This is a genomic window from Candidatus Poribacteria bacterium, assembly GCA_026706025.1.
Classification (GTDB): domain Bacteria; phylum Poribacteria; class WGA-4E; order WGA-4E; family WGA-3G; genus WGA-3G.
The window spans coordinates 46,444-72,826 of record JAPOZO010000024.1 but is presented as its reverse complement, the minus strand read 5'-3'; the positions used below and the strand labels follow the sequence as shown (position 1 = coordinate 72,826).

Here is a 26,383-nt window from a genome sequence, read left to right as displayed (position 1 = left end):
GTAAAGTTCGTTCTCACAGGAAATATTATAGCATTTCTATGCTTTGTTAACAAGAAAAAACCACGACACCGGTTCGGGTATCGCGGTTTTTAAGACGGAATGAGTAGTATGAGATTTGATTAAATTGGTTTTCACACTAACCTAATCCCACAGCAACGTGAAATCAAGTTTGAGTTCTTCCAGTTTTAGCTTTTTATTCCTGAACTCCATAGCATTAGAGCCCAGTTTAATCCTAACTCTTGTGTCATCGGTGAATTCTAATATCAAAACCTCGTTACCACGTTCACCATTACTCCTTTTTTCATGTCCATAATCTACTCTTTTTATCGTTTTATCTTCCAATGATTTTGCTTTCCCCAAAAATTCAGGTAGACTATGTTCAATAATATCACTTAAATCATTCACAGTTTTGTGCCTCCAAATCTAATAGTGTCAATATTATAGCACTTCCATACTCTACGATCAAGTAAAAAGGGCGATACCGGTTTAGGTATCGCAGTATCGCTTTTAATCACCTGAATACCGAAAGCATGTTGGTTTCAGTTATTAACATTCTTCTTTACTGGTAAGATTTGAGCGAGCCAAACCCGAATGAGACTCCGAATTGAGCAGATATTGCGTCTATTTCCGGGAAATAGTCGGTTTGGGCAAAAAAGGCAAGTGCGTAATCCGCATGATACGCATAAGCAACATGCGTTATCACTGATAGACTTGTTCCAAAACTACCAGAGTATGTCATACCTACTCCCCATTGAAGGAGTGTGTCCTCTGACAGATAATATCCTGAAGTAATAAAGCCTGATAGTGCTATGTCTTCGGTTTCAAGATAATAATTGAGTGTGCCAAGTACACCAAGACTATTAAAGTGTTTGAATACCCCGCCACTACGACTATGTTCTAAATATGTATGATAAAAGCCATTAAGACCAGCGAATAAACCGTCTTCTCTGTCTCCTATATCATAAGTTCCACCTTGAAAACCCACATATTCAAACTCATTCCATAAATGTGATACGCCCTCATTTGCATGTGTATCGCTAACAATTAAGCTAAAAACTACTAAAAGAGAATAAAACGACTTTTTCATGAAAATCTCCTTAGGAATATATTGGGAAAAAGAATTTAAGGTTCTAAATCAACGTATGGTAGCCACTCGTCTAATAACTCGTATAGCAGTGGGTCAAGTTCAGATAGTGTCCCTTTAGTTAATGCAGGCGATTTTCCTAATTTGCCAAAAGTGGTTTCATTTTTTCCGACAAACCACGCTTCTATGCCTAACGCCCAATACTCTTTTGGATTATCTCTTGGTGAATTTGGTACAGCATGGAAGTAATAAGTCCACAACCCCTTTTCTTTTGCATTTTCGTATGCCCGATTTAACTTTTTTTCAAAAGACGGGTCTATTTTGCGAATAGCGTAGTCAATAGCGTGTCCAAATTCATGAATTGCTACTTCCCAACTATTCTTAAAGCCCCATGACCTGAATTCATTATCAAAGACTTTTGACGGTGCTATGCATAGATTATGTTGCACATTAAAATCACATATCCCCGCTGGAACTATAAAAAGAGTGTTACCGGGGTAGTGCAGTTCTTTTATACTTCGCCATTCGGGAAGTTGAGGTACTATATAATATCTTGGGTGAAAAATCACAAAATAGAACCCTGTATCGTAGTGCAGTTCTTTTCTTATTTCAGGGTGCTTTTGGGTCATAGTTAGCATGATATTTGCCATTTCTTCTATGCGAGTAGACATATAACGTGTCCCGATAAGAGCCATTCCGTCCACGTCCACAAAAACAGTATAGTCTTCGGACTGTTCTCTACGGGTTCGTATAGCTTCTATGAGTCTGTCTATTTCCTCTCTATCTCTCAACTCAAGATTTAGCAAATCTCTAATCAACTGTTCTTCGTTTTCCCACAGCGTTTCTTGTAGCCATACAGGAATTTGAAAATGTACTGGGTGGGTCATTGGTTCTTCGTCTTCATGCGGGTGCAAAAGCAACTGTTGTGTTGGTGTTTGAATTCTGTCACACCCCGCAAAAAGGCATAATAGACAAAGCAAAAATAGTAAATTACGCAATTTTCTTCTCCTTCTGTCAGTTTTTGACATTAACACATATTTCCGCTGATTTGTTTGACAAAACATGCGAAAATGTGCTATGCTAAAAGAGCAGTTGGAAGGGCGCGATAAACGCCCTTCGATAACAAATAGGCAGCAAAAAACCATATCTGTTGTGTTTTAACTGCCACCGTTCGTTATATCGGAAGACATTGAGTGCCATTCTTTGTCTCCCAACTGCATATATACTGGGGGGAAACCCCCAGTATACTGCACTTATAATTGTAGAATATCTGTTAACCTCTGTCAAGTAAAAATTAAGACGATTCTACTGTGTAAATGTTCGGGATAAAACACAATCAGTCCGCTGTTCAATTTAATGGTGGGCTGATTGTGAACAAAAATATACAAACCTTACACTTCTATCGAATGAAAATCTGGTTAACTTTTCATAATTCTTCCTGAAACAATAAAAATTCGGCAGATTTTTTAAACCTTCTTGAATATTTTTCGTCAAAACTTGTATAATAATACATAGATTATACAAGTTTTGACGAAAAATATTTGTAATTTGACAAAAAAACACATTTTTGGTATGGTTTAGTACGTTGAGCGTTAAAATGTTCCATTTTAAATAAATATTAGAAAGGAGTGTTAAACTGTGAATGAAAATTTGGATTTCTCCGAAAAGCAGAAGGAATTCTTAAGAGGTTTGTTCGGATAAAATTTTTCACCTCTTGGAAGGAGTGTGAACAAAGCACTCAATTATTATATCATTTTTACGTAATAAATATCTAAGGAAACAGTCAATAAATATATGGGTTCACGGCACTTTTTCAGAGAGTTTTCAATCCCAAAATTACAGATTGCGAATTGCATAAAAGGGAGGCAAATCGCGTGGCTAAAGATAAAGTCCAAGAAGAAGTTACTAACGAAGATATAAAGGAACTTATCCTTGAGCACGAGAAGAACAGAAAAGAAGACGTTAGAATGCTGTGGGGCGAATTTGAGAAAGTCCACACAAAGTTAAGACATCTTCAAAATGGACAGACCAAGACTAATAAGCAATCGAAAAAACTCAAGGCAGGACAAGAATCAATGCTTGAGCGATTGGACAATCTTGAGGTGGGACAAGACGCAATAGTTCATTGCCTTACCGAAGTTGATAGCAGGGTCAACGAACTTAGAAAAGAAGGTTTTGGCGAAAAACCAAATTCACCCATAGACAATCTTTATCACTCAAAAGTTAAAGAGTCACAGACTTCTGAGAAAAAACAAAGCAAAAGGAACAGAAAAAAAGCTCACTCTACCCAGTGACCAAATTTATAACGTCAAAAACAAAGGGAAGAAAAACTCTGTGCTGAAGGTAAAGCCGAAGGCAGACAAGAACTCTTGAATGAACTAAAGGCAAAAGGGGTTGATACGAGTAAGATTGATAGTAAACCTCAAGAATAATTGCCTTTTTCTACAAACAATGATTTACAGATATATGTAAAAGCCATTGGTACCCCATTAAGCCAGTGGCGTTTTTGTTATCTCACCTTAAACTTTCACACTGTCCTTGATAAACTTGGTAAACATATCCCTACTCCGATAGTTATACTTATAGCACGCCTCTGCGAGATACAAGGGGGTGTATCCTGTTGAATAGTGGTGGTGTGAACCATACCATGCACGTTTAACGAAAGACCAGAAGCCCTCAATGGTGTTGGTATGGAGTTCTCCTGCTTCCCATTTCTCTGAACGGTTAAGGGTTTCGTGATTCTTTACTGTCTCACCTACCTCATTATAGCCTCTAAACTGGTCTGTATAGAGTTCAGTATCTTCCGGCTTGACAAACTTCTTGATAAATTCTGTGATTGTTCCAGATTTAACATTCTCTACGAGTTCTGCTACGACTTGCCCGCCTCTTGCAACAGCCCCTAATACAGCGTCTTTCGCTGTGCCACGTCCACGCTTACGGGGTTCACCTTCTTCTCTGTCGTAGTCTTTGCGTCGTTTCCCACCGATATAAGTTTCGTCAGCCTCAACAATACCTTCAAGTATAGGGTTTCCTTTCGCCATTTCTGTCCGTATCGCCATCATAATACGCCAGCATGTTTTTTGTGGCAATCCTAAATCACGTGCGAGTTGACAACTGGACAGGCTTTTCTTAGCATTAGCCATGAGTGAGATAGCAAGAAACCATTTCTGAAGGGGTGTCTTTGTGCCTTGAAAGATTGTGCCGTGTGTTACTTTGAAGGTGGATCGGCAACCGTGGCAGTTCCAACGTCCGATATTCCCTATTTTACTTTCATTGCGTCGTCTGACGTGTTCGCTTTCGCAATGTGGGCATTTAGGCGTGCCATTCCACCGGAGTTGCTCTAAGTGGGCAATACAATCCTCTTGGGTAGGGAATCGTTCCATTACCTCTACCAAATTCATCAGAATGCACCTCTATCTAATTTAAGAATTGCTATTTCTGATAAACTTTGGTATAATGCAAAGTACCTACTACAGAAAAATAGCAACTCAAATTTTCTGTATTTGTATAGGGAGGTGGCAGCCTCCCTATTAACTTACTAATATTATACCATTTTTTACGCAATTAAAGCAAGAAAAAAGTACCAAAAACCCACTAATCATAAGGGTTTATGACACTTTCTTTAACAACTTTATGCAAGTAAAATTTGACTAATTCCGAAATTAAATCTTAATACCAACGGAGCCTGTTATGAAACGTTCATATTTCCACTTTTTGTGTTGTGTTAACTTCGCTCTGTTCTGTTTCAGCGTCTGCCAAGTTTCAGCACAGGTGCCGACACGCCCTAAGATAATATTCAATTCTAACCGAGACGGCAACGCCGAAATTTACATGATGGATACCGACGGTAGGCAGGTAGTCAGGTTAACCCAGCACCCCGATGCTGATTTTCAGCCTGCCTGGTCTCCAACAGGAAAACAGATACTTTTTGTATCTAAGCGAGACGGCGTACATGACCTATACCTAATGGATTCAAATGGTGAGAATGTGAGGAAAATATTTAAAAAAGGTTCCTTTAGACAACAACCCGCATGGTCGCCCGACGGTAAACAGATCGCCTATCTCGGAAACAAGGGTAATGACTGGGCAATCTATATCGCGACATTGGACGGAAAAGAGGAGCGTCTATCATGGTGTGGCAGAACAGGTGGGTTTCCGGCATGGTCACCTGATGGAACAGAGATAGTTTTTGCTACCGCACATGCTATAGGGCAAGCCCCGTCGCCGATGGCCATCTACAATCTCCGCACAGGAGAAAAGGAGATTTTTCATCCAGAACAACAGTTACGGATGTTCTACCCTTCTTGGGCATCGGATGGCACCATCGTTTTTTCACATGTTGAGAGATTGGGGGCTGGCGGTCCGGTTGAGGGAACCCTCTACGCCGTCAATCGCGATGGTGGTGGTCTGCGAGAGATTGTCCCTGAGAAGGAACCGATAGCTGAGCAAGCTGTATGGGCTCCATCTCGGAACGAACTTGCTTATCACAAAAAAGTCGGCGAAAATCGGCAAATCTTCACAATTGATTTGGCAAGTCGCCAAAGCCAGCAGCTGACAAGCCGCGGTATAAATGTCTATCCTGACTGGTTCGATCCAGCGTTCGCTTTGCCGGTTTCTCCCAAACCGCAGCTGCTTACCACGGTCTGGGCAAAAGTCAAAATAACCAATTGACATTCTAATCTGAAACAGCTTGCTCGCGAAACTGATAACTGACTCCTGATGGCTAATGGCTGATAGCCGACTGCTGATGGCTAAAATTTTTACTTGCAAATCAGCACAAAATGATATATAATTTTAAGAACGAAATCGTGTAAGTAAAGTTTTCGTGACATCTCGGTTCTTAAGGATAATCCAGAATGCTTTTTAACTTCGCAAATGTACTAATCTTCTTGATTGTTGGTTGTCTATTTGTCGTTCTTAACCTGACAGTCTCTCGCCTCCTGCATACCAAACTCTTCTCAGGCGAAAAGTATATTCCTTATGAATGCGGCGAAGACCCAATCGGTGATACGCGGATCAAGTTTAACACCCGTTTTTATGTCATCGCGCTCATCTTTCTCATCTTTGACGTCGAAGCCGTGTTCCTCTTTCCGTGGGCAGTCGTTTTCCGAAAATTCGGTCTCTTTGCGTTTTTGGAGATGCTTGTCTTCATCGTTATTCTTTTAGTAGGACTTGCTTACGTCTGGGCAAAAGGTGATCTGGAATGGATCCGATCTACGCAGCTGGAAGTCCAATCCGTCCGGAGGGAAGAAAACTATGATAATTGATGAAAAACTGGACAAAAATGTTATTGTTACCTCAGTTGATGCTGTCGCCAACTGGGCACGCTCTTCAGCACTCTGGCCCATGACGTTTGGACTCGCTTGTTGCGCCATCGAATTTATGGCGACTGCCGCTTCTAACTACGACCTTGACCGCTTCGGGGCAGGTGTGCCGCGCGCGACACCCCGTCAGTCCGACTTGATGGTAATCTCTGGCACAGTGACACTCAAAATGGCAACGCGTATCAGACGGCTTTATGAACAGATGCCGGAACCGAAATACGTCATTTCAATGGGGAGCTGTGCAACGAGCGGCGGACCCTACTGGCAACACGGATACCATGTCCTCAAAGGCGTTGATCGGATTATCCCTGTTGATGTTTATGTACCGGGATGTCCACCGCGTCCAGAGGCACTCATTGAAGGGTTGCTCAAACTACAAGAGAAGATTAAAACGCAAACCGTCGCCAAACGTGAACATGTCCCCTTCCTGAAAAGACTCTTTACCAAAACAGAATGGTACGAACTTGAAGGAACTGAAACTACGACTGAAACAGACGAGCTATCTGCAGAAGGAGAAGGCGACAGCCCCGAAACCACTGCCTAAATAAAATACCAACACCTCCAACGGTAGAACCGATTTGTCATCGCTACTGTTGTAGGAGCGAGTTGCACTCGCGACCATGGAGTAGACATTACGTGAAACCCGAAGAAATTTATGAGGCACTAACGGCGCAGTTCGGAGAAGTCGTCCTCGGTTTTGATACCGAACTCGCTGGTGACCCGAACATCCAAATTGCCGCCACAGCAATTGCCGATGTGTGCCAATATCTCGCTGAAACCGACACACTGGCGTTTGATTCTTTGATGTGCCTCAGCGGGGTCGATTTAAGTGCCAAGGATGAAGAATTCGCTGTCGTATACCATCTCTACGCTATGAAACATCGGCATAGTGTGGTTCTGAAAACGACGGTCCCGAAAACCGAGCCGCACCTTCCAAGTGTCTCCCATATCTGGAAAACCGCAGATTGGCACGAGCGCGAAGCTTATGACCTCTACGGAATTCTCTTTGAGGGACACAGCGACCTTCGCCGTATCTTACTTCCGGATGACTGGGACGGATACCCCTTACGCAAAGACTATAAGGAGCCTGAATTCTATCGCGGTATGCGCGTGCCATATTAGGTTACGAGGATATTGAATTTTTCGTTTTATGTGGTGTCGGAAAAAAAACGAAAACTTACACTTTTGACTTTTTTTCTCAGTCGAGCATTGGAATAAAAACGCCTTTAAACTTAGGTAGGACGCTGGTTTGTAGACCCAAAGGCTGAACATGCAATGTTACACTGGTGTAACATTTTTCCCATAGAAATACGACCCCGTCTTTCTCCGAGAAAACAGGACTAAGATTTGACATTACATCACAAAAATGGTATCATATATAGTGGCAAACAGATAGGAATTGATCATAAATCTAAATTCGTTTTAAGCTTTGCAGAACCCGCACTATGGAAAGTACACAACAGACTGAAAGCAAAATTATAGAATTAAAACCGTTCGCCGATGAGATGGTCGTGAACATGGGACCTCAGCATCCAAGTACACACGGTGTACTACGACTGGAATTGAGACTCGATGGTGAAGTCGTCCGTGAAGCGATTCCGCATATCGGTTATCTGCATCGCTGTTTTGAGAAGCACTCCGAAAACCTCTCTTATCCCCAGATCATCCCTTTTACCGATAGAATGGACTACGTGGCGGCAATGAACCAGAATTGGGGATTCTGTCTCGCCGTTGAGAAACTCTTGGAAGCAGATGAAAGCAAGGAATTCGAGGTGCCGGAACGGGCGGAATACCTACGGATACTTATTTGTGAACTAAATCGTATCGCGAGCCATCTCCTCTCCTTTGGAACATACGGGATGGACATCGGCGCATTCACACCTTTCCTATATGCCTTTCGCGACCGAGAACGGCTGCTCCTCCTTTTCGAGAAAGTTTGTGGCGCGCGCCTCACCTATAACTATATCCGTATTGGCGGCGTATCTGAAATCATCCCGATGGAACCCGGGTCTATTGATGAACAGAATTTTTTAGATGAAATAGAACAGTTCTTAGACTATTTCGAACCACTGATTGACGAGTATAACGATCTCCTGACGAAAAACAGTATCTTCGCGGAACGTACGACAGGCGTCGCTATCATGTCCGCTGATATGGCGTTGAGCTATGGTGCGACCGGTCCGAATCTCCGCGGATCCGGTGTGGACTGGGACCTCAGGCGAGATGAACCTTATTCTATCTACGACAGGTTTGAATTCGACGTACCTGTGGCAGTGGATGTTCCAGAGCTGGGTGCCGTTGTCGGTGATTGCTGGAGCCGATACAAGATACGTATGGACGAAATGAAACAGTCTGTCCGGATCGTACGGCAGATTTTGGCGGAAGGGCTGCCTGATGGCCCCGTGATGGCAGATTTGAAAGCCGTCCGTCCGCCAAAAGGCGAGATATATTTCCGTAGTGAAGCACCGCGCGGTGAACTCGGATTCTATATCGTCAGTGATGGAACGCCAAAGCCCGTGCGTCTCAAAGGACGCTCACCCTGCTTCAGTGCTTTGAGTGCACTACAAGAACTTAGTCGAGGCTTGATGGTAGCGGATATTATCGCGATTATCGGAAGCATTGATATTGTGATGGGAGAAGTTGATCGGTAAACATACTCAATAAAGGGATAAACGATGAGAATTACGACCGAAAAACAGGTAAATGTCTTAGGATGGGCTATCGTTATAACCCTTTCGGGCTGTGCCATCGTTAATTTTTTGACCAACGTTGAGGTGATATCTGCAACCGTTGGTTTAGTTTTCATCGGTTCTTTGTGTTTATTCGGGGTGGTGCGCCGTTCCGGTCCAGGGCAACACGTGCTTGCACACTTGCCGAAACTGCTGCCTGAGAACAGATTTTTGCGCTGGATTCTCCTATTAGCAGGGGGGATCGTGACTGTAGACTGGATATTGGAAATCGGCGAATTTTTGCTTGCCGGATAAGGAGATTGGATGTCGGATTTTAGGGCGATGTTTGTAGGTTTCCCAGATTTCAATGTATCTGAGAATTTCTTGCCCAACATAGATCTACAAGATAAACTCAATTGGGCAGAGGAATTTATACAGAATGTTTTAATTCCGCGACTGCCGGAGGCAGTCGCTGCACACTTCCCTGTAGAGTTAGGCACAGTTCTCGCCATGTTTGCATGTGCAGGCATTTTTGTCGCAGTTGTTCCGTTACTTCCGTTAGTTCTGGTGCTTGCCGAGCGAAAAGTCGCCGCCCGTTTTCAGAACCGGACAGGTCCGATGCGTGTTGGACCGTGGGGTACACTTCAAACGTTAGCCGACGGTATAAAACTCATCTTCAAAGAGGACTTTATACCACCACAGGGTGATAAACTCCTTTTTCTGCTTGCCCCTTACATTATTTTTGCCTGTTCTTTCGCTGTTTTTGCCGCTATCCCCTTCGGTCAAAACATCTTGGTTAGCGATTTTAACATCGGAATCTTTTATATCATGGCGATCTCCTCTGTGATCGTCATGGGCGTGATTATGGCAGGTTGGTCATCAAACAGCAAATGGTCGTTGTTGGGTTCTTTACGTTCCGCCGCGCAAATTGTTAGTTACGAAATTCCGCTCGGTCTCTCTATCCTGACTATCGTGATGCTCGTGGAAAGTTTGAGCATGGTGGATATTGTAGAAAGCCAATCTAATGGCGTTTTCAGTTGGCTCATCTTCCGATCACCGTTTACCTTCATCGCATTCTTTATTTTTTTCATCTCCGCTATTGCCGAGGTAAACCGGACACCTTTTGATTTGCCAGAAGCCGAGTCCGAAATCGTCGCAGGATTTCATACCGAATATAGTGGAATGCGGTTCGCACTCTTCTTTATCGCTGAATACGCGAATATGTTCGCCGTCAGCGCAATCGCTGTGACGCTTTTCCTCGGCGGTTGGCAGGGTGCCTTACCCGGATTCGACATCCTCGGCGGGATGCCCGGTTTCGTTATCAAAACATTGGCTCTCGTCTTCCTAATGATGTGGCTGAGATGGACATTGCCACGCTTGCGAGTAGACCAACTCATGAATCTCTGCTGGAAGTACTTCATCCCGATCGCCTTCTTTAACATCTTGGGCACCGGTATTTGGGGTCTCATTTTCCCAGAGGATACGCTTGTTAGTATTATTATCAGTTGTGCAATTATCTACATTGGACTTATCAGTGCGTACATGGTTGCTGGACGAGTGATGGCACAAAAACCGGAACCACAACCGAGTTAGGGCTAACTGCTGGAGGGAGCATCTAAATGGAGAAATACATACGAAACATCTACAGAGGTGTTTACACCGTACTCGTCGGGATGCGGGTGACAATCAAGCAATTCTTTGAACCGAACGTCACACATCAATACCCGTACGAACACGACTATGAAAAGAAGCAGAACGTCCGAGAGATTCCGAAGGGGTATCGCGGGCAGCTTTACAACCGCACTGAGGACTGTATCGGATGCAAAAAGTGCGAAATGATTTGTCCGGTCGATTGCATCGTTATTGATGCCACTAAACTCCCGAAAGGTGAACAACTCTGGGATAGCATGAACGTCGTTCATCTCAAAGACGGACGCGAAATCATCGGCATCATTGAAGGCGATGAGAAAAAGATAAAATCGGAAGATTCAATAACCCTCACGAATATCACCTCTCGCCAAGGTCCACAGGAAGTTATAGATCGCCTTGAAGCATCGGCGGATGATAGCCGAACCCAGACCTTTTCGAGCGATGAGATATCGCGGGTTGTTACGCGAAACCCTGTCGTTTTTTACCTTGACAAGTTCGATATCGACATGTCCCTCTGTATGTATTGCGGACTCTGCACGGAAGTCTGTCCGACAGAGTGCCTTACGATGAAAGACACGCTTGAAGGCATCGAGTACTCTAAATTTGACAGGTCAGACCTCATTTTCAGTTTCGACAAGCAGGAAATGTACGGTAAAGATGGCGTTGAAGACGTAGAAGCCGCAGATTAAGAAATATATTAGCACTAAACACGTAACTTGGAACGAAGTGGAAAGCGGGTTCACGAAAAGACTGTTATAAACCAAACCAACGTGCCTTAACCGCAAGGTAAGTTAAAAATATGGAATTTACACTTACAAACTTTATTTTTTACGGCTTTGCCCTTATGACAGTCGGCTCGGCACTCCTTGTCGTGACAGTGCGGAACATCGTCCACGCGGCGTTTTCGCTCATGGTGACACTCTTCGGTGTTGCGGGGCTTTACGTCTTCTTACAGGCTGATTTCCTTGCCGCAACCCAAGTGATCGTCTACGTCGGCGGTATCCTTGTCCTGATCTTATTCGGTGTCATGATGACAAGTGGACGCTTGGAGATGCGCATCCATATTGAGCGCGGGCAGATCCTGCTTGGCGGTATTGTTGCGCTGGCACTCCTTACGCTCCTCCTGACTGTTATTGCCAATACACCGGCGTGGAAAAACCTCACCGATGATGGCACAGAACTTCCGCCGACAACCGAGCGCATCGGCGAACTAATTCTGAATGGACCCTTCCTTCTTCCGTTTGAGGTCGTCTCCGTGCTGCTGTTAGTCGCGTTGATCGGAGCTGCCCTGATTTCCCGAAAGGAGGTTAGGGACTAAAAATGACCTTACAACACTATCTCGTCATCAGTGCGATTCTATTCACACTCGGTATTTTCGCTGTTTTGACGCGTCGCAACGCCATCAGTATTTTGATGGGTATTGAACTTATTCTTAATTCATGTAATCTGAACTTCGCCGCGTTCTCGCGTTTTATGACACCACCAGAGGATATCAGCGGACAGATTATCGCTATTTTTGGGATTGTGCTCGCTGCAGCGGAAGCCGCTGTTTTCTTAGCAATCATCCTCGCTATCTACCGTGAATTCGGTAGTATACGTCCAGACGAAGTGGATACCTTGAAAGGATAAAACAGTTTTCGATTATCACGCTTCAGTCTGGAAACCTGTGATTCATCAACATCTTCTTGTAACCCCTCCGCTTCATTTGAGTAACGACGGTTACAAAAGGTTGTTAGTGCATCAGAAACCTCTTAACTGACAACTGACAACTGATAACTGATAACTAATAAAAAAATATGGTCGTACCTTTAATAAGTATCATCTTGCTTTGCCCTCTTGCCGCTTTTGCGATTTTCGGGCTTCTGGGTTTAGCGAATCGGCGTTTCCCTCGGCAGGACTACTTGTCCACCGCAGCGATGCTCATTGCGCTCGCCTGCTCGTTCCTGCTCCTACGAGAGGTCGTCCCCAGTCCAGAAGCACATGCCGTCGATTGGCTTTCACTCAGTGGTGTTACCTTCTCTATGGGCTTCTACTTGGACAGCGTGACCGTAATCATGCTGATTGTTGTGACGCTCGTCAGCAGCCTCGTCCATATTTTCTCTATGGGCTATATGCACGGTGATCCACGGTATCCACGGTTTTTTGCCTACCTATCGCTTTTCTCCTTCTCGATGCTCTTTCTGGTTGTGTCGGACAACCTACTCGGCATCTATATCGGTTGGGAACTCGTCGGACTCTGCTCCTATCTGCTCATCGGCTTCTGGTTTGAAAAGGACTCCGCCGCGAATGCGTGTAAAAAGGCGTTTTTGACAACACGCGTCGGTGATGTCGGCATGTTCGTCGGTATGATGATGCTCTTCACCAAGTTTAAGACACTCTCGCTCTACGGAGATAACGGTATTTTTGCGCTCGCCGCTAACCTAAACACCGGTGATATGGTATGGCTCTCCATCGCGGGCGTTCTCATTTTCTGTGGTGCTATCGGTAAATCCGCACAGATGCCCCTCCATACATGGCTTCCCGATGCGATGGAAGGTCCCACACCTGTCAGTGCATTGATTCACGCAGCAACTATGGTTGCCGCCGGGGTCTACCTCACAGCTCGGATGTTCCCGATTTTGACAGAAACCTCGTCTCTGGTCATCGCTTATGTCGGTGGTATCACAGCACTCGTCGCTGCAACAATCGCTATCGTTCGGTTTGACATCAAGCGGGTCTTGGCGTATTCCACAATCAGTCAATTGGGATACATGATGTTGGCAATTGGGGCAGGCAGCTATGTCGCGGGACTCTTTCACCTGACAACACACGCCTTTTTCAAGGCACTGCTTTTCCTCGGTTCTGGAAGCGTCATTCACGCCTTTCACGCCATGCACGCACATGGACACGACGATGAACACGACCACGCGCATGAACACGAACATAGCGACCACGATGCACATGGCCATGAACACGGTGAAGATTCTGATTCAGGACACGTTCTCGGTTCTGAGATCCCACCGGACCAAGATATGCGGAACATGGGCGGACTCCGCCACAAAATGCCGATTACCTTTATCACTATGCTCATCGCAACATTGTCTATCTCCGGGGTGCCGTTTATCTTTTCAGGATTCTGGAGTAAAGATGCCATCTTAGCCGGTGTGTTAGGACGAGCGATGGAATGGAGCTCCGTACACCACTATATCCTGTTCATAATGGCACTCTCCGCCGCAGGGATTACGGCGTTCTATATGTTCAGACTGATCTTTATGACCTTTTTCGGTGAACCCCGCAATCAAGAGATGCACGATATGGCACACGAATCTCCGAGATCAATGACTGTGCCGCTTCTCATTCTAGCATTCCTGAGTCTGCCTGTCGTCAATATACTCTGGTTTAACGAAGCCTACGTTAAACCGCCACCACAACCACACCTGCCTACCCCACAACACGCATATCTCTCACCTGACAGCAAAACAGGTGGAACAGGTGTCGCCTTATCACTCTTTGGTGTTTCCGAAGCAATGGCTGCTGAAGAAGAAGGTGTGCACGACACACACGCAGATGACGGACATCACGGACACGGTCCCGCACATACCATCGCGATGGTGCTATCTATCTGTGTTGCGGGGTTAGGTATATTCCTCTCATGGCTGTTCTACCATAGGCGAACCTTGTCTGCTGAATCCGTCGCAACAACTTGCCGACCGCTCTACAACCTGTTCTGGCATAAATACTACTTTGACGAATTTTACGACGGCGTACTGGTCGCGCTGACGGTGTGGAAGGCACGACTTTTTGCGCAATTTGATGGAAGCGTCGTTGATGGCATCGTCAACGGTGTCGGGTTCGTAACACGAGATCTGCTTGCTGCGTTCACAGGAGCGTTTGATAACCGCGTTGTTGACGGTATCGTCAATCGAGTTGCACAAGTCACATGGGCAGTCGGCGGCAGAATCCGCCGTATTCAGACTGGCGCGATTCAAACGTATCTTTTCGTTGTGCTGGCTGGGATTGTATTGTTAATCTTAATTTTCCGGGCGTTGTAGCTGCCCTTTTGATGGGAGAAGGAGGATTCCCACGAGATGTTATTGTCCCTAATGATTTTTATCCCGTTGCTTGGGATGGTTGTTGTTTTACTGCTGCCGCGCGAATCGGAGGAACTGGTTAAGCGCGTTACGCTCCTTTTTACGCTCATTCCGCTTGCACTCGCAGTATATCTATTTATATCTTATGACCGATCAACTGCAGGAACACAGTATGTCCACGGTCCTGTTCCTTGGATTGATGCATTCAATATCCAGTATCACATCGGTATTGACGGCCTCAGTGTAACGTTATTGCTTCTAACGGCACTCCTTGGTCCGATCTGTGTTATCGCATCGTGGCGCAACATCGAAAAAGGCATCAAGGCATATATGGCTCTGTTTCTGCTGCTTGAGACAGGGATGCTCGGTTTCTTCGCTGCGTTAGACCTGTTCCTGTTCTACGTCTTCTTTGAACTCACACTGTTGCCGATGTATTTCCTGATCGGTGTCTGGGGCGGACCGCGCCGAGAATATGCTGCCATTAAGTTTTTCCTCTACACTCTCTTCGGCAGTGTGCTGATGTTAGTAGCGATGATAGCGGTCTATCTCAACAGTAATATTGTGAACGGAGTGGCTGAAGGTGCTCGAACATTCGATATTCCTACGCTCATTACTTTAGCCGCCACACAAGGACATGCACTCGCCGATTCGGGCTTCCAAATGTGGGTATTTGTCGGTTTCTTTATCGGGTTTGCCGTTAAGGTACCCATCTTTCCCTTCCATACATGGCTCCCCGATGCACACGTCGAAGCCCCCACAGCCATCAGCGTTATCCTCGCAGGTATCCTCCTAAAGATGGGGACTTACGGGTTGGTTCGAGTGAACATGGCAATGTTCCCACAAGGCTTAGATCATTTTACCAACGGGATAGGTTTCTGGGGTAATAGTCTCGCACTACTTGGGTTCATTAACATCGTCTACGGTTCCTTCTGCGCACTGGCACAAACCGACTTTAAGAAACTCGTCGCGTATTCCAGTATCGGACACATGGGTTTCGTTATCTTGGGGCTTGCTGCTCGAAACGATAGCGGTATCACTGGCGCGATCCTCCAGATGTTCAACCACGGTGTCATCAGTGCAATGCTCTTCCTACTCGTCGGCGTTCTCTACGACAGGGCACACCACCGTGAAATCGAAGGGTTTGGTGGTTTGGGAACCAGAATGCCCATCTATACTGGCATCACAACGCTCGCTTTCATGGCTTCTTTGGGATTACCCGGCTTGAGCGGATTCGTCGGAGAGGCACTCTCCTTACTCGGTGCCTACGACAAATTCAAATTCTTGACCATCTTATCCACAATCGGCATTGTTGTCGGCGCTGCATATTTCCTCTGGACACTTCAACGCGTCTTCTTAGGAACACTCAATCCCAAATACGAAGAACTCCCAGAAATCAACGGACGTGAAATTCTGACACTTGTACCTCTCGGAATCTTAACGATCGTGCTCGGTGTCTGGCCCAACTTCGCCATTGACATGTTCAGAGAATCGGTTACCAATCTCATAGATGTCCTGAACGCGATATAGGAGGTTCGAGTAAAGAAAGTATGCAACCCTTAAGCAACATTGAAAGCCTCCTCTATTTCAGCCCGGAAATCCTACTTGTAATTTTTGCTGCTGCCGTTATTATCCTTGACCTCGTTGTGAAAAACAGGGAAAGTGTCGCTGTTGCACACCTCTCCCTTGTTGGGTGTCTTTGTACATTTGCCGCTGTCCTTTTCACACACTTCTCATTCGGTGATGAAGGTCCTGTTTCCCTCTTTTTGGGGATGATCCGACTTGATGTATTTTCCACCTTTTTCAAGATTCTGCTCCTACTTGCGACCACTGCAACGATCCTCTTCTCCCTCCGTTCTGAGGAACTCGACGCACGCTTGAAAGGTGAATACTACGCACTTTTGTTAGCCATCACCCTCGGTATGTTCCTCATGGCATCGTCAACGAATCTGTTGATGATATTCATCTCGCTGGAGACGGTAAGCCTTACCTCTTATATTCTCGCTGGGTTCTTGACGCATAGCCCCCGTTCAAGTGAAGCGGCGTTCAAATACATCACGTATGGTGCAGTTGCATCTGGAACAATGCTTTTCGGGCTTTCTCTCTTGTTTGGGATGACAGGTACAGGGGACCTGGCACAAATTAGCGGACAACTTACGGAACTCCTTGCCTCTGGAGAAGTAGCCCCCCTTGCTGTATTGATTGCAATAACTTTTGTCCTCGCAGGTGTTGGCTATAAGATAGCCTCCGTGCCATTTCATATGTGGTCTCCCGATGTCTACGAAGGTGCCCCTATCCCGATAACCGCCTTTTTGTCCGTGGCTTCAAAATCCGCAGGGTTTGCACTGTTCATCCGGTTCTTCTATGCCGGGTTCGGCAGCACCGAACTGATGCAAGCAGTTGATTGGCCCTTTATGCTGGCAATAGTCTCCGCATTGACGATGACTGTTGGAAATCTCGCAGCCCTTCCCCAACAAAATGTGAAACGTCTATTGGCGTATTCAAGCATCGCACACGGTGGTTACCTCTTGATGGGCGGCGTTCTGCTCTCCGCCGAAGGGGTCGGGGCGATTCTCTTCTACCTTGTCGTCTACCTCTTTATGAACCTGGGGGCATTTTATGTTGTTGTCCTCATCGCGAATGAGGTGGGTAGTGAAATGGTTGAAGGTTACCGTGGACTCTCCTCACGCGCCCCCTTAGTTGCTTGGGCAATGGTTATTTTCCTCGTCTCTCTGGCCGGGATTCCGCCAGTCGCTGGGTTCTTCGGAAAATGGATCCTCTTCACCGCCGTCCTTGAACAGGGATATTATTGGCTCGCACTTGTCGGTTTACTAAATAGTGTCGTTTCGCTCTACTACTATGCGCGTATTGTGAAAGCGATGTTTTTTGAAGAGGCAGGCGAGGAAACCGATCGCGTCTCCTTCTCTACCGGCACCTTTGCATTGCTGAGCGTATTCGTTATCCCAACGATTTTTATCGGATTCCTGAATATCTTCTATACTTTCTCCAATATCTCAGTCTCTGTGATGCCAATGCAGTAGACTGTCAACTCTCTATAGGCATTTAGTTTTACATATTTACTTGATGGATGTGTCTATCTTGCTGCTGTAGGAGCGAGTGTTTTTGCTTGGGGTGTTTCTTGTCGCTCGCGATATTGCGAACTCTCAAAAAAAGTTGACAACGCAACGCACTTAAGGTATACTTAAAAGTGGACAATACGCATTAGTTGCAAGCGCGAATTGAGGATTTTGCCATAATGAGTTATAGCAATTTCACCTTGGAATCAGTCGTAACAAAATTTGAATTGGAGAAGACTGAATCCATAGGCCTCTTTTCTGAAATAGAACCAATTACCCCGAGTGATTATCTCACAACAGGGCTAGCGAAAAAGGTGCCCTTGGCGGCCGCAATCGGGACTGAGAAGGCACGTTCTGAACTTATTGTCGCTGATATCCTTGTTGAACTCTGTGAAAAGTTCGATTATCGGATCAGTTTTTTTTCGGGAATCGACTTTAATGTTGATTTTGAAAATGATTTAACAGGCGTTTGCGATTTTTTAATCAGCCTGTCACCGGGACAACTTTTTTTGGAAGAACCTGTCATCGCCCTTGTTGAAGCAAAAAATACGGATATGAAGCTTGGACTCGGGCAATGTGTTGCCGAAATGATCGCCGCACAACGTTTCAATCAGGAAAAAGGGAACGATATCCCGTGCGTATATGGTGCCACGACAACAGGAGTCGATTGGCAGTTCCTCAAATTGGAGGAAAAGAATTTACAGATCGATATTGCAATCTATCCAATCCAGCAAAGCGATAAAATTCTTGGTATCCTCTCCGGTATGGTAAACCAAAGTGCCTAAGAATAGCACACGGCTACCATACTTTGTATTAATGCCCGGTCGTCTAATGGTAGGACGCATGGCTCTGGACCATGTAGTGAAGGTTCGAGTCCTTCCCGGGCAGTCATTTTGTTAAAAGGTCTTTCTGCAACCGAACAGGAGACACAGTGGAACGGGTAGAATCTTCACCTGATCATTATATAGCGAGCCAAGACCCAGATATTCGCGCAGTTTTAGAGGAACTTCATACACTGATTCAGACAGCGTTACCGGGTCGTGATTCCTGTATGTGGGAAGGTGTTTTCTGGGGTGGTAGCGAACAGCAGATCATCGGTTACGGTAATTATTCCTACCAGCGTTCTGATAAGAAGCAAGTCGAATGGTTCACCGCTGGGTTGACACGGCAGAAAAATTACTTCAGTCTGTATGTCAACGCTGTCGAAGGGAAAAAGTATCTCGCTGAGATTTACGGACCCCGGCTTGGTAAAGTCAAGACTGGGAAAAGTAGCATCAGTTTCCACAATCTGTCGAACGTGAATCTTGATGTATTAAGTGAGATGATCGAACACGCTGGCAGAATAACAGATGAAACTGAATCGTGAACATCAAGCAGCAGAACTGTCTCTGTAAGAATTTCCAATATATAAGCCGCTATCGTCTAGGGGTTAGGACGGATGGTTCTCAGCCATCAAACCGGGGTTCGAATCCCCGTAGCGGTATCTCTTCACTGGTAAGGGCGGGCGTGCATACAACCCGCCTATTGTCTTAAGCGCGCGAATGCTTCCGATATAGAATCCTATACATTGGAGAAACACGAATGCACGATACCCCCGCACACACCAACCGCCTTATCCATGAAACAAGCCCCTACTTACTCCAGCACGCACACAACCCCGTTGACTGGTATCCGTGGGGCGAAGAAGCAATAGCGCGCGCCAAACAAGAGCAGAAGCCTATTCTCCTGAGTATTGGCTACTCCGCATGCCACTGGTGCCACGTCATGGAGCGCGAATCCTTTGAAAACGAGGAAATCGCCGCTGTCATGAACGAACTCTTCATCAACATCAAAGTTGACCGAGAAGAACGTCCCGACTTAGACGAAATCTACATGAATGCCGTCCAAGTCATGACACGTCAAGGCGGATGGCCCATGACCGTTTTCCTCACACCGGATCTCAAACCCTTCTACGGCGGCACCTATTATCCACCCACTGATCGGTACGGCAGACCCGGATTCCCAAAGGTGATGGAAGCTGTAGCAGAGGCATTTAATGATAAGAAAGTACAGGTACTGCAACAGGCAGATCAACTCACGATACAACTCAATCAGATGAGCAATGTCGTCGATCCACATGAACGCGAACTCACGGAAGAACTGATGACGCACGCGTTCCAACAATACCGCTCGCAATTCGATGCCCAACACGGCGGATTCGGCAACGCTCCCAAATTTCCACCGAGTATGGGATTACCCTTCCTCTTGCGCTATTGGCATCATAGCGGCAACGCTAACGCCTTAGAGATGGTGGAACTCACCTTAGAAAAAATGGCACGTGGCGGTCTGTACGACCAACTCGGCGGCGGTTTCCATCGGTACTCCACTGATGCACACTGGCTTGTCCCACACTTCGAGAAGATGTTATATGACAACGCGCAGCTCGTCGTCGCCTATTTCGAGGCGTATCAAGCCACGCAAAAACCGTTCTATCGGGATATAGCCGTTGAGACGCTCGATTACGTCCTCCGCGAGATGTACGACGCAGAGAACGGCGGTTTCTATTCCACACAGGACGCAGATAGTGAAGGCGTAGAAGGCAAATTCTTCGTCTGGGAACCGAACGATGTCGAAGATGCCATCGGCGAGGAGAATGCCGAAATCTTCTGTGAGTATTACGACATCACGCCACAAGGTAACTTTGAAGGGGAAAACATCCTCCACGTCCAAGTGCCACCGGACATCTTTGCTCGAAAGCTGCAAATGGATCCCGGAGAACTGGAGACTCTCCTTACAAACAGCAAGCAGAAACTCTTTGAAGCGAGGGAAAAGCGGATTAAACCCGGACTTGACGATAAAATCCTGACGAGTTGGAACGGCATCATGATCCGCGGCATGGCGATGGGGTATCAACTTACTGGGAAACCTGAATACCTTGAGGCGTGTGAAAAGTCCGCAGAATTCGTCTTGACGACACTATCCCAAGACAACGGACTCCTCTTGCGTACCTACCGTGCGGGTAAAAGCCATCTCAACGCCTATCTTGAGGATTACGCCTATTTCATCGCCGGATTAGTCGCACTCTACGAAGCCAGTTTTGAACCGCGCTGGCTCACGGAGGCAGAACGTCTCGCACAGATCATGATTGACCAATTCGGAGATGACGCAGGCGACGGATTCTTCTTCACCGGTAAAGCACACGAAACATTGATCGTCCAATCCAAATCCGCTTACGACGGTGCCACACCTTCCGGTGCATCCATGGCGATCCATAGCCTCTTACGACTCGCCAAACACCTCGACAACCCCGAATTCCACGATAAAGCCGTTGCAACCTTGAAACTCTACTTCCACCAGATGGAAGGGATGCCAACAGGGTCAGGGCAGCTGCTTTGTGAGTTAGCGTTCCTACTATCAACACCAAAAGAGATCGCGATTGTCGGTGAAAAAGGCGATGCAAAAACAGAGGCAATGTTAGCAGTATTACACGGCACGTATCAACCCAATAAAATCGTCGCCTCAAGTGAATCACCAGACGGACAGACGTTACCCCTTCTCACCGGCAAAACCCAAGTTGATGACACCGCAACAGCATACGTCTGCGAAAACTACGCCTGCCAAGCCCCCACAACAAATGTTGAGGCATTCGTGGAGCTGCTAAGATAAAAGGAAATTCATCTTATGAATTTATCGGAAAATCAATCAATCGTGAATGCCCTTAAGCAGATTCTGGAATATTACGATTATCTTGAATATGATGAAAATCATTCTGCAGGTACGAATCAACTATGCCTTAAAGTTTCCGACTCGGACGCTAATTGTCATCTCGGAGTTATTAAGAATATTTGCGCGCAATTAGGATCGGAATATACTTGTGAACCTGAAAGGCCCACAAGATTCCACATCAGGATAATGGATCATCGTGATTATGCGAATATGCCGATTAGTCCATATCAAGATGAGGCACCCAGTGAGAAATGTGTTGATCCAGAGCCAGAGCCCGATTCTGCAATTGCCTACTACTATCGCGGGCAGATGAAGTGTCTCCTTAATCAATACGAGGCGGGCATTGCTGATTATAAAAAGGCACATAGCTTAAATCCAAATATTGTAGTACCTAACGTAAATAGCATTCAATTCGCTTCAATCCAATTCAATTTGATGGTCACAGAACAAAAAATTCGCTCTGACAGGGAACGATTCTATTGGGAACATCACAGTAAATTCCTTGAACGAGAAGCAAATCGGGCAGAAGTGAGGAAACGTCACGGCACTCCGGAATGGTTAGAAAAACAAGCAGAAGTGTTAAAACGTGACGGAATGCTTTGTGTCTGCGGAGATAGTGCAACCGAAGTTCACCATAAAACTTATGAGAATCTTGGTCAGGAACCCCTTTCTGATCTTGTAGCACTGTGTAGATACTGCTACAGAGGTATCCATTCGGGAGAAAAGATAAAGTTGTGGCAAGGTTCAAACCCGATGACCAACAAGGAGTATAGGGAAAAGTATCTTGAATCCCGTAATTGGAAAGAGAAACGGGAAAGGGTGTTAGATCGTGACCGTAATCTTTGTATCTGTGGGGAACGAGCGACGTACGTGCACCACAAAACTTATAAAAATCTCGGGGCGGAACCACTTTCTGACCTTATCGCTTTGTGTAGAAATTGTCACGATGGTTACCACCGTCGCCTTCCTGCCAAGTCTGAGTCTTTCTGGCACATGCGGGCATAAGAGATTTCTCAAACTAATCGAAATACGTTGTCTATGAATGTCTTTCAGTCGCCGTAGACTTGCCTTAAGGTCGTGGCCATTGTCGGCAATAACAATCTTAGAGGTGTCAGTATGAGTCTGACAATAAAGTTAAAAAACATTGGAATCCTAAAGCAGGCAGAATTTCTACTGGGTGATTTGACGATCATTTGTGGTGAGAATAACACTGGCAAAACTTATGCCGCTGCTGCACTGTACGGTTTCTTAAGTTCTTGGCGCAATTTTCTCCGATTCCCAATTAGCAACGCACAGATCCAACAGGCACGGACAGAACAAGTTAAGATTGAGTTGTCGGAAGCAACCGATGACATGCTTACGAAAGCATGCAAGAAATATACTGAGCAATTGTATAAAATTTTTGCAGCACCTGAAGACTCATTTCAGGATAGTGAATTTCACTTTGCGACAGATGAGATTGACATACAAAATAAAAAATTCAACAGCATAATCACAAGCCTCCAAAACCCAGCTTTTATATTTTCAAAAAGCAAGGGGAGCAAAGAGGCGATACTTACTTCGCGGATAAAAGAAAAACAAGAAGAGGAAATTGATACCGATAGTGTAAAAAGTGCCATTGATTTTATTATTATTGACGATATTTTCTTCGATGCCTTCCCCAGACCCTTTATTGCTTCAGCTGAGCGCACTGGTATCTCAACTTTTCGCAAAGAACTCAACTTTGCCCGAAGCCGACTGCTTGAGGAAATGTGGCATGCGGATCGAAATATTGATCTGTGGGAGTTGCGCTATTCTTCTCCAATCCGAGATAACGCGGAATTTATAGAAAAATTTGAGGATAGTGCTAAAATCAAGAGTTTTATCGCCAAAGAACATCCTGAAATCTTGGAAGATTTTGCAGACATTGTAGGGGGTGAATATGTCATTACACAAAACGACCAACTCTACTATATCCCCAAAGGTACGCGACGCAAATTGACAATGGTTGAAAGCTCAAGTGCTGTCCGTTCACTCTTGGATATTGGTTTTTATCTGCGGCACGTCGCTGAAAAAGGCGATTTGCTGATGGTAGACGAACCCGAATTAAGCCTGCATCCAGAAAACCAGCGTCGTATCGCCAGACTCTTTGCTCGACTCGTGAATTTGGGTGTTAAAGTCTTCATCACCACCCATAGCGATTACATTGTCAAAGAACTCAATACACTCATCATGCTCAACCACGACAAACCGCACCTGAAAAGGGTTGCCGAGGAAAACGGCTATCGGGATAACGAATTGATTAATGTTGATCAAGTCAAGGTATACGTGGCGGAAGAAGCGTTAATGCCGTTAGAGGAAGGTCAAAAGAGACGGAGAAGAGGTCACACACTTGTCCCTGCTAAGATTCATCCCAAGTTCGGGATTGGAGTCCACAGTTTTGATAAGACAATTGATGACATGAACAGGATTCAGGACGATATTGTCTGGGGAGAAGAGTAAGTTTCGTGAATGATATACAGATATTGCAAGAGATGCTCAATCCCAACCTCCAAGTTATGTTACAACCAGAACAGGGTAGACCTTCCGTTGAATTAATGGATATTCAATCTGGTGCTACTGCTAAAATAAAGGGATTACCTCCTAACTCTATTATTATCAGAGCGGAAGATTTTGAAAACCCTCTTACTGTTTTTAATGGGTCAAAAGGTGAACGCAAGCGAGCTGACTTCGTGATTGTATCCAACGACGAACGCGGAAGAAAATGGATTATCTGTATTGAAACACAAGAGATGGACTCTAAGCTGGCATCACACGTTGTCCAACAATTAAAAGGGGCATACTGTTTTGTCAGTTACTGCAGATGTATAGGAAAGTCGTTTTGGGAATTGGAAGAATTTCTTGATGACTATCAATATCGGTTTGTAAGTATCACAGACCTTAACTTTAACAGGAGCAGGCGAAGAACACAACCCTTTCACTCTCAGGGTGAATTGCATAATCGTCCTGACCTTTTTCTGAAAATTTCACGAAGTCCTACAATCTATTTTCGTAAGTTGATTGATCTGGCATCCTGATATATATAAAGGACAGAAGAAAAAACAATGGCACACACAAACGAATCACCAATTGACCTCAACTGGCATCCACTCTCAGACGAAGACATCCGCCACTTTGACGACAACGGCTATCTCATCGTCCGGGATGTGCTGGACTCCGATACCATCGACGAACTCATTGAGGCAAGCGACCGGCTCATCGCGAGCGATCGGCGCGAGAACCGTCAACAAAATTTCAACGGATTATACGACAGCTTCCGAAATAGTATCTCTATTGTCGATGCTTTCATCCCGCTGCTTACACAGAAGACCATCCTCCCCGTTGTTGTTCAGCTGCTCGGTGCGCACTTGCAACTCATGACTTCACACCTGATATACAAACACCCGGACCCCCAAGGCACACCCGAGACCACTCGCAGCCCCGGTTGGCATCGCGACTACGCCATGGCAACGACAACACACGGTAACAAGGTGCCACGCATCTTGCTAAAGTGTGCCTACTATTTCACCGATCTGAGTGAACCCAATTCCGGTGTGACGCTTGTCGCACCCGGTAGCAACCACCTCCTCGAACGGGTTCCCATTCCAAAAGGACAGGCGGATCCTGAAGGCGCACTTGAAGCGAGTTTACAACCCGGAGATTGCTTGCTGTTTGAAAACCGCACCTTTCATGCGGGAGCTGCGAACTTAACCGACCAGATCCGTAAAGGTATAATGTTCGGCTACGGATACCGGTGGTTGATGCCGATGGACTATCGGACACAAGAACAGACGTTGTTAGATAAACTCACGCCACTTGAGCAGTATTTGGTCGGTGAACCCTACACGAAAACGAAAGAATTCATTCCCAGCGGCAGTGAAAGTCCCCTTGCTGAATGGTGTGAACAGCACGGCGCGCCAGCAGTGAGACCCGTTCATTAAAGTTTGTAGGAGGGGTTTGTAACCTTGATTAGGTCAATGTAACAACATCCTGTTTGACAATCTCTTTCGTGTGATAGTGGTCTGCACGGGAGATGAGTTCCAGCGTCTCCGGCGAGAGCCGTCCCCTCACTTCCTCAGACACGCGACTCTCACCACGGTGTTGCGGTCTGTAGCGTAAGGTTAGGATACAACGATACCGATCCTTCGGTTTCCAAGGCAGCGCGCCGTGCGTCAGGAGTTCAGAGATAATCACTATATCCCCTGCTTTGGGTGTGATATTAAGGACCCCCGGTGGAATGTCATCGGCATCTTCGATCTTCCCGTTGTTGAAGAGGTGTTCCGGTCGATCGAAAAGCGTCTTGTGTGTACCCGGAACGACAAGCAACCCACCATCTCCGGGATGCACATCGTACAGGTATGGAAAAACGACAAAATCATCGCAAAAGATGCGACCCTCCCGGACTTCATAACGATTGCAGTGCCATCCAAAATCTTCGCGTGCGCAATGTAAGCGCAGTCCTTCTGCCGACTCCGACACACCCGCCCGATCCGCAATCATCGTGCCGCGAAAGAGTTGCGGTTTATCCCGCGTTAGCTCTTTGATGATAGGCCACGTTGATCGGTGCATTGTGAGTGCTTCTAAAGGTTTCGCAAACGCAAAACCGTTGGGGAGGTTTTTTTCGCTGGAGTCAAATCCGGGTGGGAGCTCTTCGGTGGGCGTATTGATGTATTCATTTGCTGCTGCTTGTGCCGCTTTCAGTTCTTCCGCACTCAGGACATTCTTCAGGTGGAGGTATCCAGTAACATCAAATAGATACCGTTGTTCAGGGGTCATCATCCTGCTTTTC

26 protein-coding genes and 2 tRNA genes are annotated in these 26,383 nt (G+C 45.9%); 23 read left to right on the top strand and 5 right to left on the bottom strand.

Going from position 1 to position 26,383, the window contains the following annotated elements; genetic code table 11:
* Window positions 1-141 precede the first annotated feature (141 nt).
* The 3 genes from OXH00_05305 to OXH00_05295 all read right to left on the bottom strand — a co-directional run bounded on the left by OXH00_05305 (window position 142) and on the right by OXH00_05295 (window position 2,112).
* Window positions 142-405 carry a hypothetical protein gene (locus OXH00_05305; protein MCY3740416.1) on the bottom strand — a complete coding sequence of 88 codons (264 nt, stop codon included), beginning with the start codon at window positions 403-405 and terminating at the stop codon, window positions 142-144.
* A gap of 154 nt (window positions 406-559) precedes the next feature.
* Window positions 560-1,087 (bottom strand): hypothetical protein, encoded by a 528-nt coding sequence (locus OXH00_05300; protein ID MCY3740415.1) that lies wholly within the window; start codon window positions 1,085-1,087, stop codon window positions 560-562.
* 35 nt (window positions 1,088-1,122) lie between these two features.
* The gene (locus OXH00_05295; protein ID MCY3740414.1) at window positions 1,123-2,112 is read right to left on the bottom strand and encodes a hypothetical protein; all 990 of its coding nucleotides are present in this window, start codon (window positions 2,110-2,112) and stop codon (window positions 1,123-1,125) included.
* 846 nt (window positions 2,113-2,958) lie between these two features.
* Between OXH00_05295 and OXH00_05290 the strand changes: the two genes are divergently transcribed.
* Window positions 2,959-3,378 carry a hypothetical protein gene (locus tag OXH00_05290; GenBank protein ID MCY3740413.1) on the top strand — a complete coding sequence of 140 codons (420 nt, stop codon included), beginning with the start codon at window positions 2,959-2,961 and terminating at the stop codon, window positions 3,376-3,378.
* 225 nt (window positions 3,379-3,603) lie between these two features.
* Here OXH00_05290 and OXH00_05285 read toward each other — a convergent pair whose 3' ends face one another.
* Window positions 3,604-4,485, bottom strand: a complete 882-nt coding sequence (locus tag OXH00_05285; GenBank protein MCY3740412.1) for an IS1595 family transposase — start codon at window positions 4,483-4,485, stop codon at window positions 3,604-3,606.
* Between the two features lie 289 nt (window positions 4,486-4,774).
* On the opposite strand from OXH00_05285, the gene OXH00_05280 reads away from it, so the two are divergent.
* The 22 genes from OXH00_05280 (at window position 4,775) to OXH00_05175 (ending at window position 25,535) form a co-directional block, all read left to right on the top strand.
* Window positions 4,775-5,755 carry a hypothetical protein gene (locus tag OXH00_05280; protein MCY3740411.1) on the top strand — a complete coding sequence of 327 codons (981 nt, stop codon included), beginning with the start codon at window positions 4,775-4,777 and terminating at the stop codon, window positions 5,753-5,755.
* 185 nt (window positions 5,756-5,940) lie between these two features.
* On the top strand, window positions 5,941-6,351 hold the full coding sequence (locus tag OXH00_05275; GenBank protein MCY3740410.1) for an NADH-quinone oxidoreductase subunit A: 411 nt from the start codon (window positions 5,941-5,943) through the stop codon (window positions 6,349-6,351).
* A complete protein-coding gene (locus OXH00_05270) occupies window positions 6,341-6,952 on the top strand; it encodes an NADH-quinone oxidoreductase subunit B (protein ID MCY3740409.1) in 612 nt (203 codons plus the stop codon). Before OXH00_05275 ends, OXH00_05270 begins: the two co-directional genes overlap by 11 nt.
* A 92-nt stretch (window positions 6,953-7,044) precedes the next feature.
* Entirely contained in the window at window positions 7,045-7,530 is a 486-nt protein-coding gene (locus OXH00_05265) for an NADH-quinone oxidoreductase subunit C (protein ID MCY3740408.1), read from the top strand.
* A gap of 323 nt (window positions 7,531-7,853) precedes the next feature.
* Window positions 7,854-9,059 (top strand): NADH-quinone oxidoreductase subunit D, encoded by a 1,206-nt coding sequence (locus OXH00_05260; protein ID MCY3740407.1) that lies wholly within the window; start codon window positions 7,854-7,856, stop codon window positions 9,057-9,059.
* A gap of 24 nt (window positions 9,060-9,083) precedes the next feature.
* Window positions 9,084-9,392, top strand: coding sequence for a hypothetical protein (locus tag OXH00_05255; GenBank protein ID MCY3740406.1), 309 nt, complete (start codon window positions 9,084-9,086; stop codon window positions 9,390-9,392).
* Window positions 9,393-9,401: 9 nt separating this feature from the next.
* Window positions 9,402-10,670 (top strand): NADH-quinone oxidoreductase subunit NuoH, encoded by a 1,269-nt coding sequence (gene nuoH / locus OXH00_05250; protein ID MCY3740405.1) that lies wholly within the window; start codon window positions 9,402-9,404, stop codon window positions 10,668-10,670.
* A 26-nt stretch (window positions 10,671-10,696) separates the two neighbouring features.
* Window positions 10,697-11,416 (top strand): 4Fe-4S binding protein, encoded by a 720-nt coding sequence (locus OXH00_05245; protein MCY3740404.1) that lies wholly within the window; start codon window positions 10,697-10,699, stop codon window positions 11,414-11,416.
* Between the two features lie 110 nt (window positions 11,417-11,526).
* The gene (locus OXH00_05240; GenBank protein MCY3740403.1) at window positions 11,527-12,045 is read left to right on the top strand and encodes an NADH-quinone oxidoreductase subunit J; all 519 of its coding nucleotides are present in this window, start codon (window positions 11,527-11,529) and stop codon (window positions 12,043-12,045) included.
* Between the two features lie 2 nt (window positions 12,046-12,047).
* Complete coding sequence (nuoK, locus tag OXH00_05235; GenBank protein MCY3740402.1) at window positions 12,048-12,356, top strand: NADH-quinone oxidoreductase subunit NuoK; 309 nt, start codon at window positions 12,048-12,050, stop codon at window positions 12,354-12,356.
* 167 nt (window positions 12,357-12,523) lie between these two features.
* Window positions 12,524-14,758, top strand: coding sequence for an NADH-quinone oxidoreductase subunit L (locus OXH00_05230; GenBank protein MCY3740401.1), 2,235 nt, complete (start codon window positions 12,524-12,526; stop codon window positions 14,756-14,758).
* 36 nt (window positions 14,759-14,794) lie between these two features.
* A complete protein-coding gene (locus tag OXH00_05225) occupies window positions 14,795-16,324 on the top strand; it encodes an NADH-quinone oxidoreductase subunit M (GenBank protein ID MCY3740400.1) in 1,530 nt (509 codons plus the stop codon).
* 20 nt (window positions 16,325-16,344) lie between these two features.
* Window positions 16,345-17,835, top strand: coding sequence for an NADH-quinone oxidoreductase subunit N (locus OXH00_05220; protein MCY3740399.1), 1,491 nt, complete (start codon window positions 16,345-16,347; stop codon window positions 17,833-17,835).
* Window positions 17,836-18,050: 215 nt separating this feature from the next.
* Window positions 18,051-18,656 carry a hypothetical protein gene (locus OXH00_05215; GenBank protein ID MCY3740398.1) on the top strand — a complete coding sequence of 202 codons (606 nt, stop codon included), beginning with the start codon at window positions 18,051-18,053 and terminating at the stop codon, window positions 18,654-18,656.
* Between the two features lie 32 nt (window positions 18,657-18,688).
* Window positions 18,689-18,759: transfer RNA gene (locus OXH00_05210), tRNA-Gln, on the top strand.
* 43 nt (window positions 18,760-18,802) lie between these two features.
* On the top strand, window positions 18,803-19,237 hold the full coding sequence (locus OXH00_05205) for a DUF1801 domain-containing protein (GenBank protein MCY3740397.1): 435 nt from the start codon (window positions 18,803-18,805) through the stop codon (window positions 19,235-19,237).
* A gap of 45 nt (window positions 19,238-19,282) precedes the next feature.
* Window positions 19,283-19,354 (top strand) — tRNA-Glu (locus OXH00_05200).
* A gap of 98 nt (window positions 19,355-19,452) precedes the next feature.
* Entirely contained in the window at window positions 19,453-21,516 is a 2,064-nt protein-coding gene (locus OXH00_05195; GenBank protein MCY3740396.1) for a thioredoxin domain-containing protein, read from the top strand.
* 15 nt (window positions 21,517-21,531) lie between these two features.
* Window positions 21,532-22,581 (top strand): hypothetical protein, encoded by a 1,050-nt coding sequence (locus OXH00_05190; protein MCY3740395.1) that lies wholly within the window; start codon window positions 21,532-21,534, stop codon window positions 22,579-22,581.
* A gap of 117 nt (window positions 22,582-22,698) precedes the next feature.
* Entirely contained in the window at window positions 22,699-24,057 is a 1,359-nt protein-coding gene (locus tag OXH00_05185; GenBank protein MCY3740394.1) for an ATP-binding protein, read from the top strand.
* A 5-nt stretch (window positions 24,058-24,062) separates the two neighbouring features.
* On the top strand, window positions 24,063-24,632 hold the full coding sequence (locus tag OXH00_05180; GenBank protein MCY3740393.1) for a hypothetical protein: 570 nt from the start codon (window positions 24,063-24,065) through the stop codon (window positions 24,630-24,632).
* Window positions 24,633-24,659: 27 nt separating this feature from the next.
* Window positions 24,660-25,535, top strand: a complete 876-nt coding sequence (locus OXH00_05175) for a phytanoyl-CoA dioxygenase family protein (GenBank protein MCY3740392.1) — start codon at window positions 24,660-24,662, stop codon at window positions 25,533-25,535.
* 28 nt (window positions 25,536-25,563) lie between these two features.
* On the opposite strand, the gene OXH00_05170 is transcribed toward OXH00_05175, so the two are convergent.
* Entirely contained in the window at window positions 25,564-26,373 is an 810-nt protein-coding gene (locus OXH00_05170) for a phytanoyl-CoA dioxygenase family protein (GenBank protein ID MCY3740391.1), read from the bottom strand.
* Window positions 26,374-26,383 lie beyond the last annotated feature (10 nt).

Excerpts from the sequence above, each read along its gene's own strand:
- OXH00_05190 (MCY3740395.1), top strand. The coding sequence starts at position 21,532 with ATGAATTTATCGGAAAATCAATCAATCGTGAATGCCCTTAAGCAGATT.
- OXH00_05240 (MCY3740403.1), top strand. The coding sequence starts at position 11,527 with ATGGAATTTACACTTACAAACTTTATTTTTTACGGCTTTGCCCTTATG.
- OXH00_05260 (MCY3740407.1), top strand. The coding sequence starts at position 7,854 with ATGGAAAGTACACAACAGACTGAAAGCAAAATTATAGAATTAAAACCG.
- OXH00_05285 (MCY3740412.1), bottom strand. The coding sequence starts at position 4,485 with ATGAATTTGGTAGAGGTAATGGAACGATTCCCTACCCAAGAGGATTGT.
- OXH00_05255 (MCY3740406.1), top strand. The coding sequence starts at position 9,084 with ATGAGAATTACGACCGAAAAACAGGTAAATGTCTTAGGATGGGCTATC.
- nuoK (MCY3740402.1), top strand. The coding sequence starts at position 12,048 with ATGACCTTACAACACTATCTCGTCATCAGTGCGATTCTATTCACACTC.
- OXH00_05300 (MCY3740415.1), bottom strand. The coding sequence starts at position 1,087 with ATGAAAAAGTCGTTTTATTCTCTTTTAGTAGTTTTTAGCTTAATTGTT.
- OXH00_05215 (MCY3740398.1), top strand. The coding sequence starts at position 18,051 with ATGAGTTATAGCAATTTCACCTTGGAATCAGTCGTAACAAAATTTGAA.
- OXH00_05275 (MCY3740410.1), top strand. The coding sequence starts at position 5,941 with ATGCTTTTTAACTTCGCAAATGTACTAATCTTCTTGATTGTTGGTTGT.
- OXH00_05175 (MCY3740392.1), top strand. The coding sequence starts at position 24,660 with ATGGCACACACAAACGAATCACCAATTGACCTCAACTGGCATCCACTC.
- OXH00_05245 (MCY3740404.1), top strand. The coding sequence starts at position 10,697 with ATGGAGAAATACATACGAAACATCTACAGAGGTGTTTACACCGTACTC.
- OXH00_05270 (MCY3740409.1), top strand. The coding sequence starts at position 6,341 with ATGATAATTGATGAAAAACTGGACAAAAATGTTATTGTTACCTCAGTT.
- OXH00_05195 (MCY3740396.1), top strand. The coding sequence starts at position 19,453 with ATGCACGATACCCCCGCACACACCAACCGCCTTATCCATGAAACAAGC.
- OXH00_05225 (MCY3740400.1), top strand. The coding sequence starts at position 14,795 with ATGTTATTGTCCCTAATGATTTTTATCCCGTTGCTTGGGATGGTTGTT.
- OXH00_05230 (MCY3740401.1), top strand. The coding sequence starts at position 12,524 with ATGGTCGTACCTTTAATAAGTATCATCTTGCTTTGCCCTCTTGCCGCT.
- OXH00_05170 (MCY3740391.1), bottom strand. The coding sequence starts at position 26,373 with ATGATGACCCCTGAACAACGGTATCTATTTGATGTTACTGGATACCTC.
- OXH00_05295 (MCY3740414.1), bottom strand. The coding sequence starts at position 2,112 with ATGTCAAAAACTGACAGAAGGAGAAGAAAATTGCGTAATTTACTATTT.
- nuoH (MCY3740405.1), top strand. The coding sequence starts at position 9,402 with ATGTCGGATTTTAGGGCGATGTTTGTAGGTTTCCCAGATTTCAATGTA.
- OXH00_05220 (MCY3740399.1), top strand. The coding sequence starts at position 16,345 with ATGCAACCCTTAAGCAACATTGAAAGCCTCCTCTATTTCAGCCCGGAA.
- OXH00_05280 (MCY3740411.1), top strand. The coding sequence starts at position 4,775 with ATGAAACGTTCATATTTCCACTTTTTGTGTTGTGTTAACTTCGCTCTG.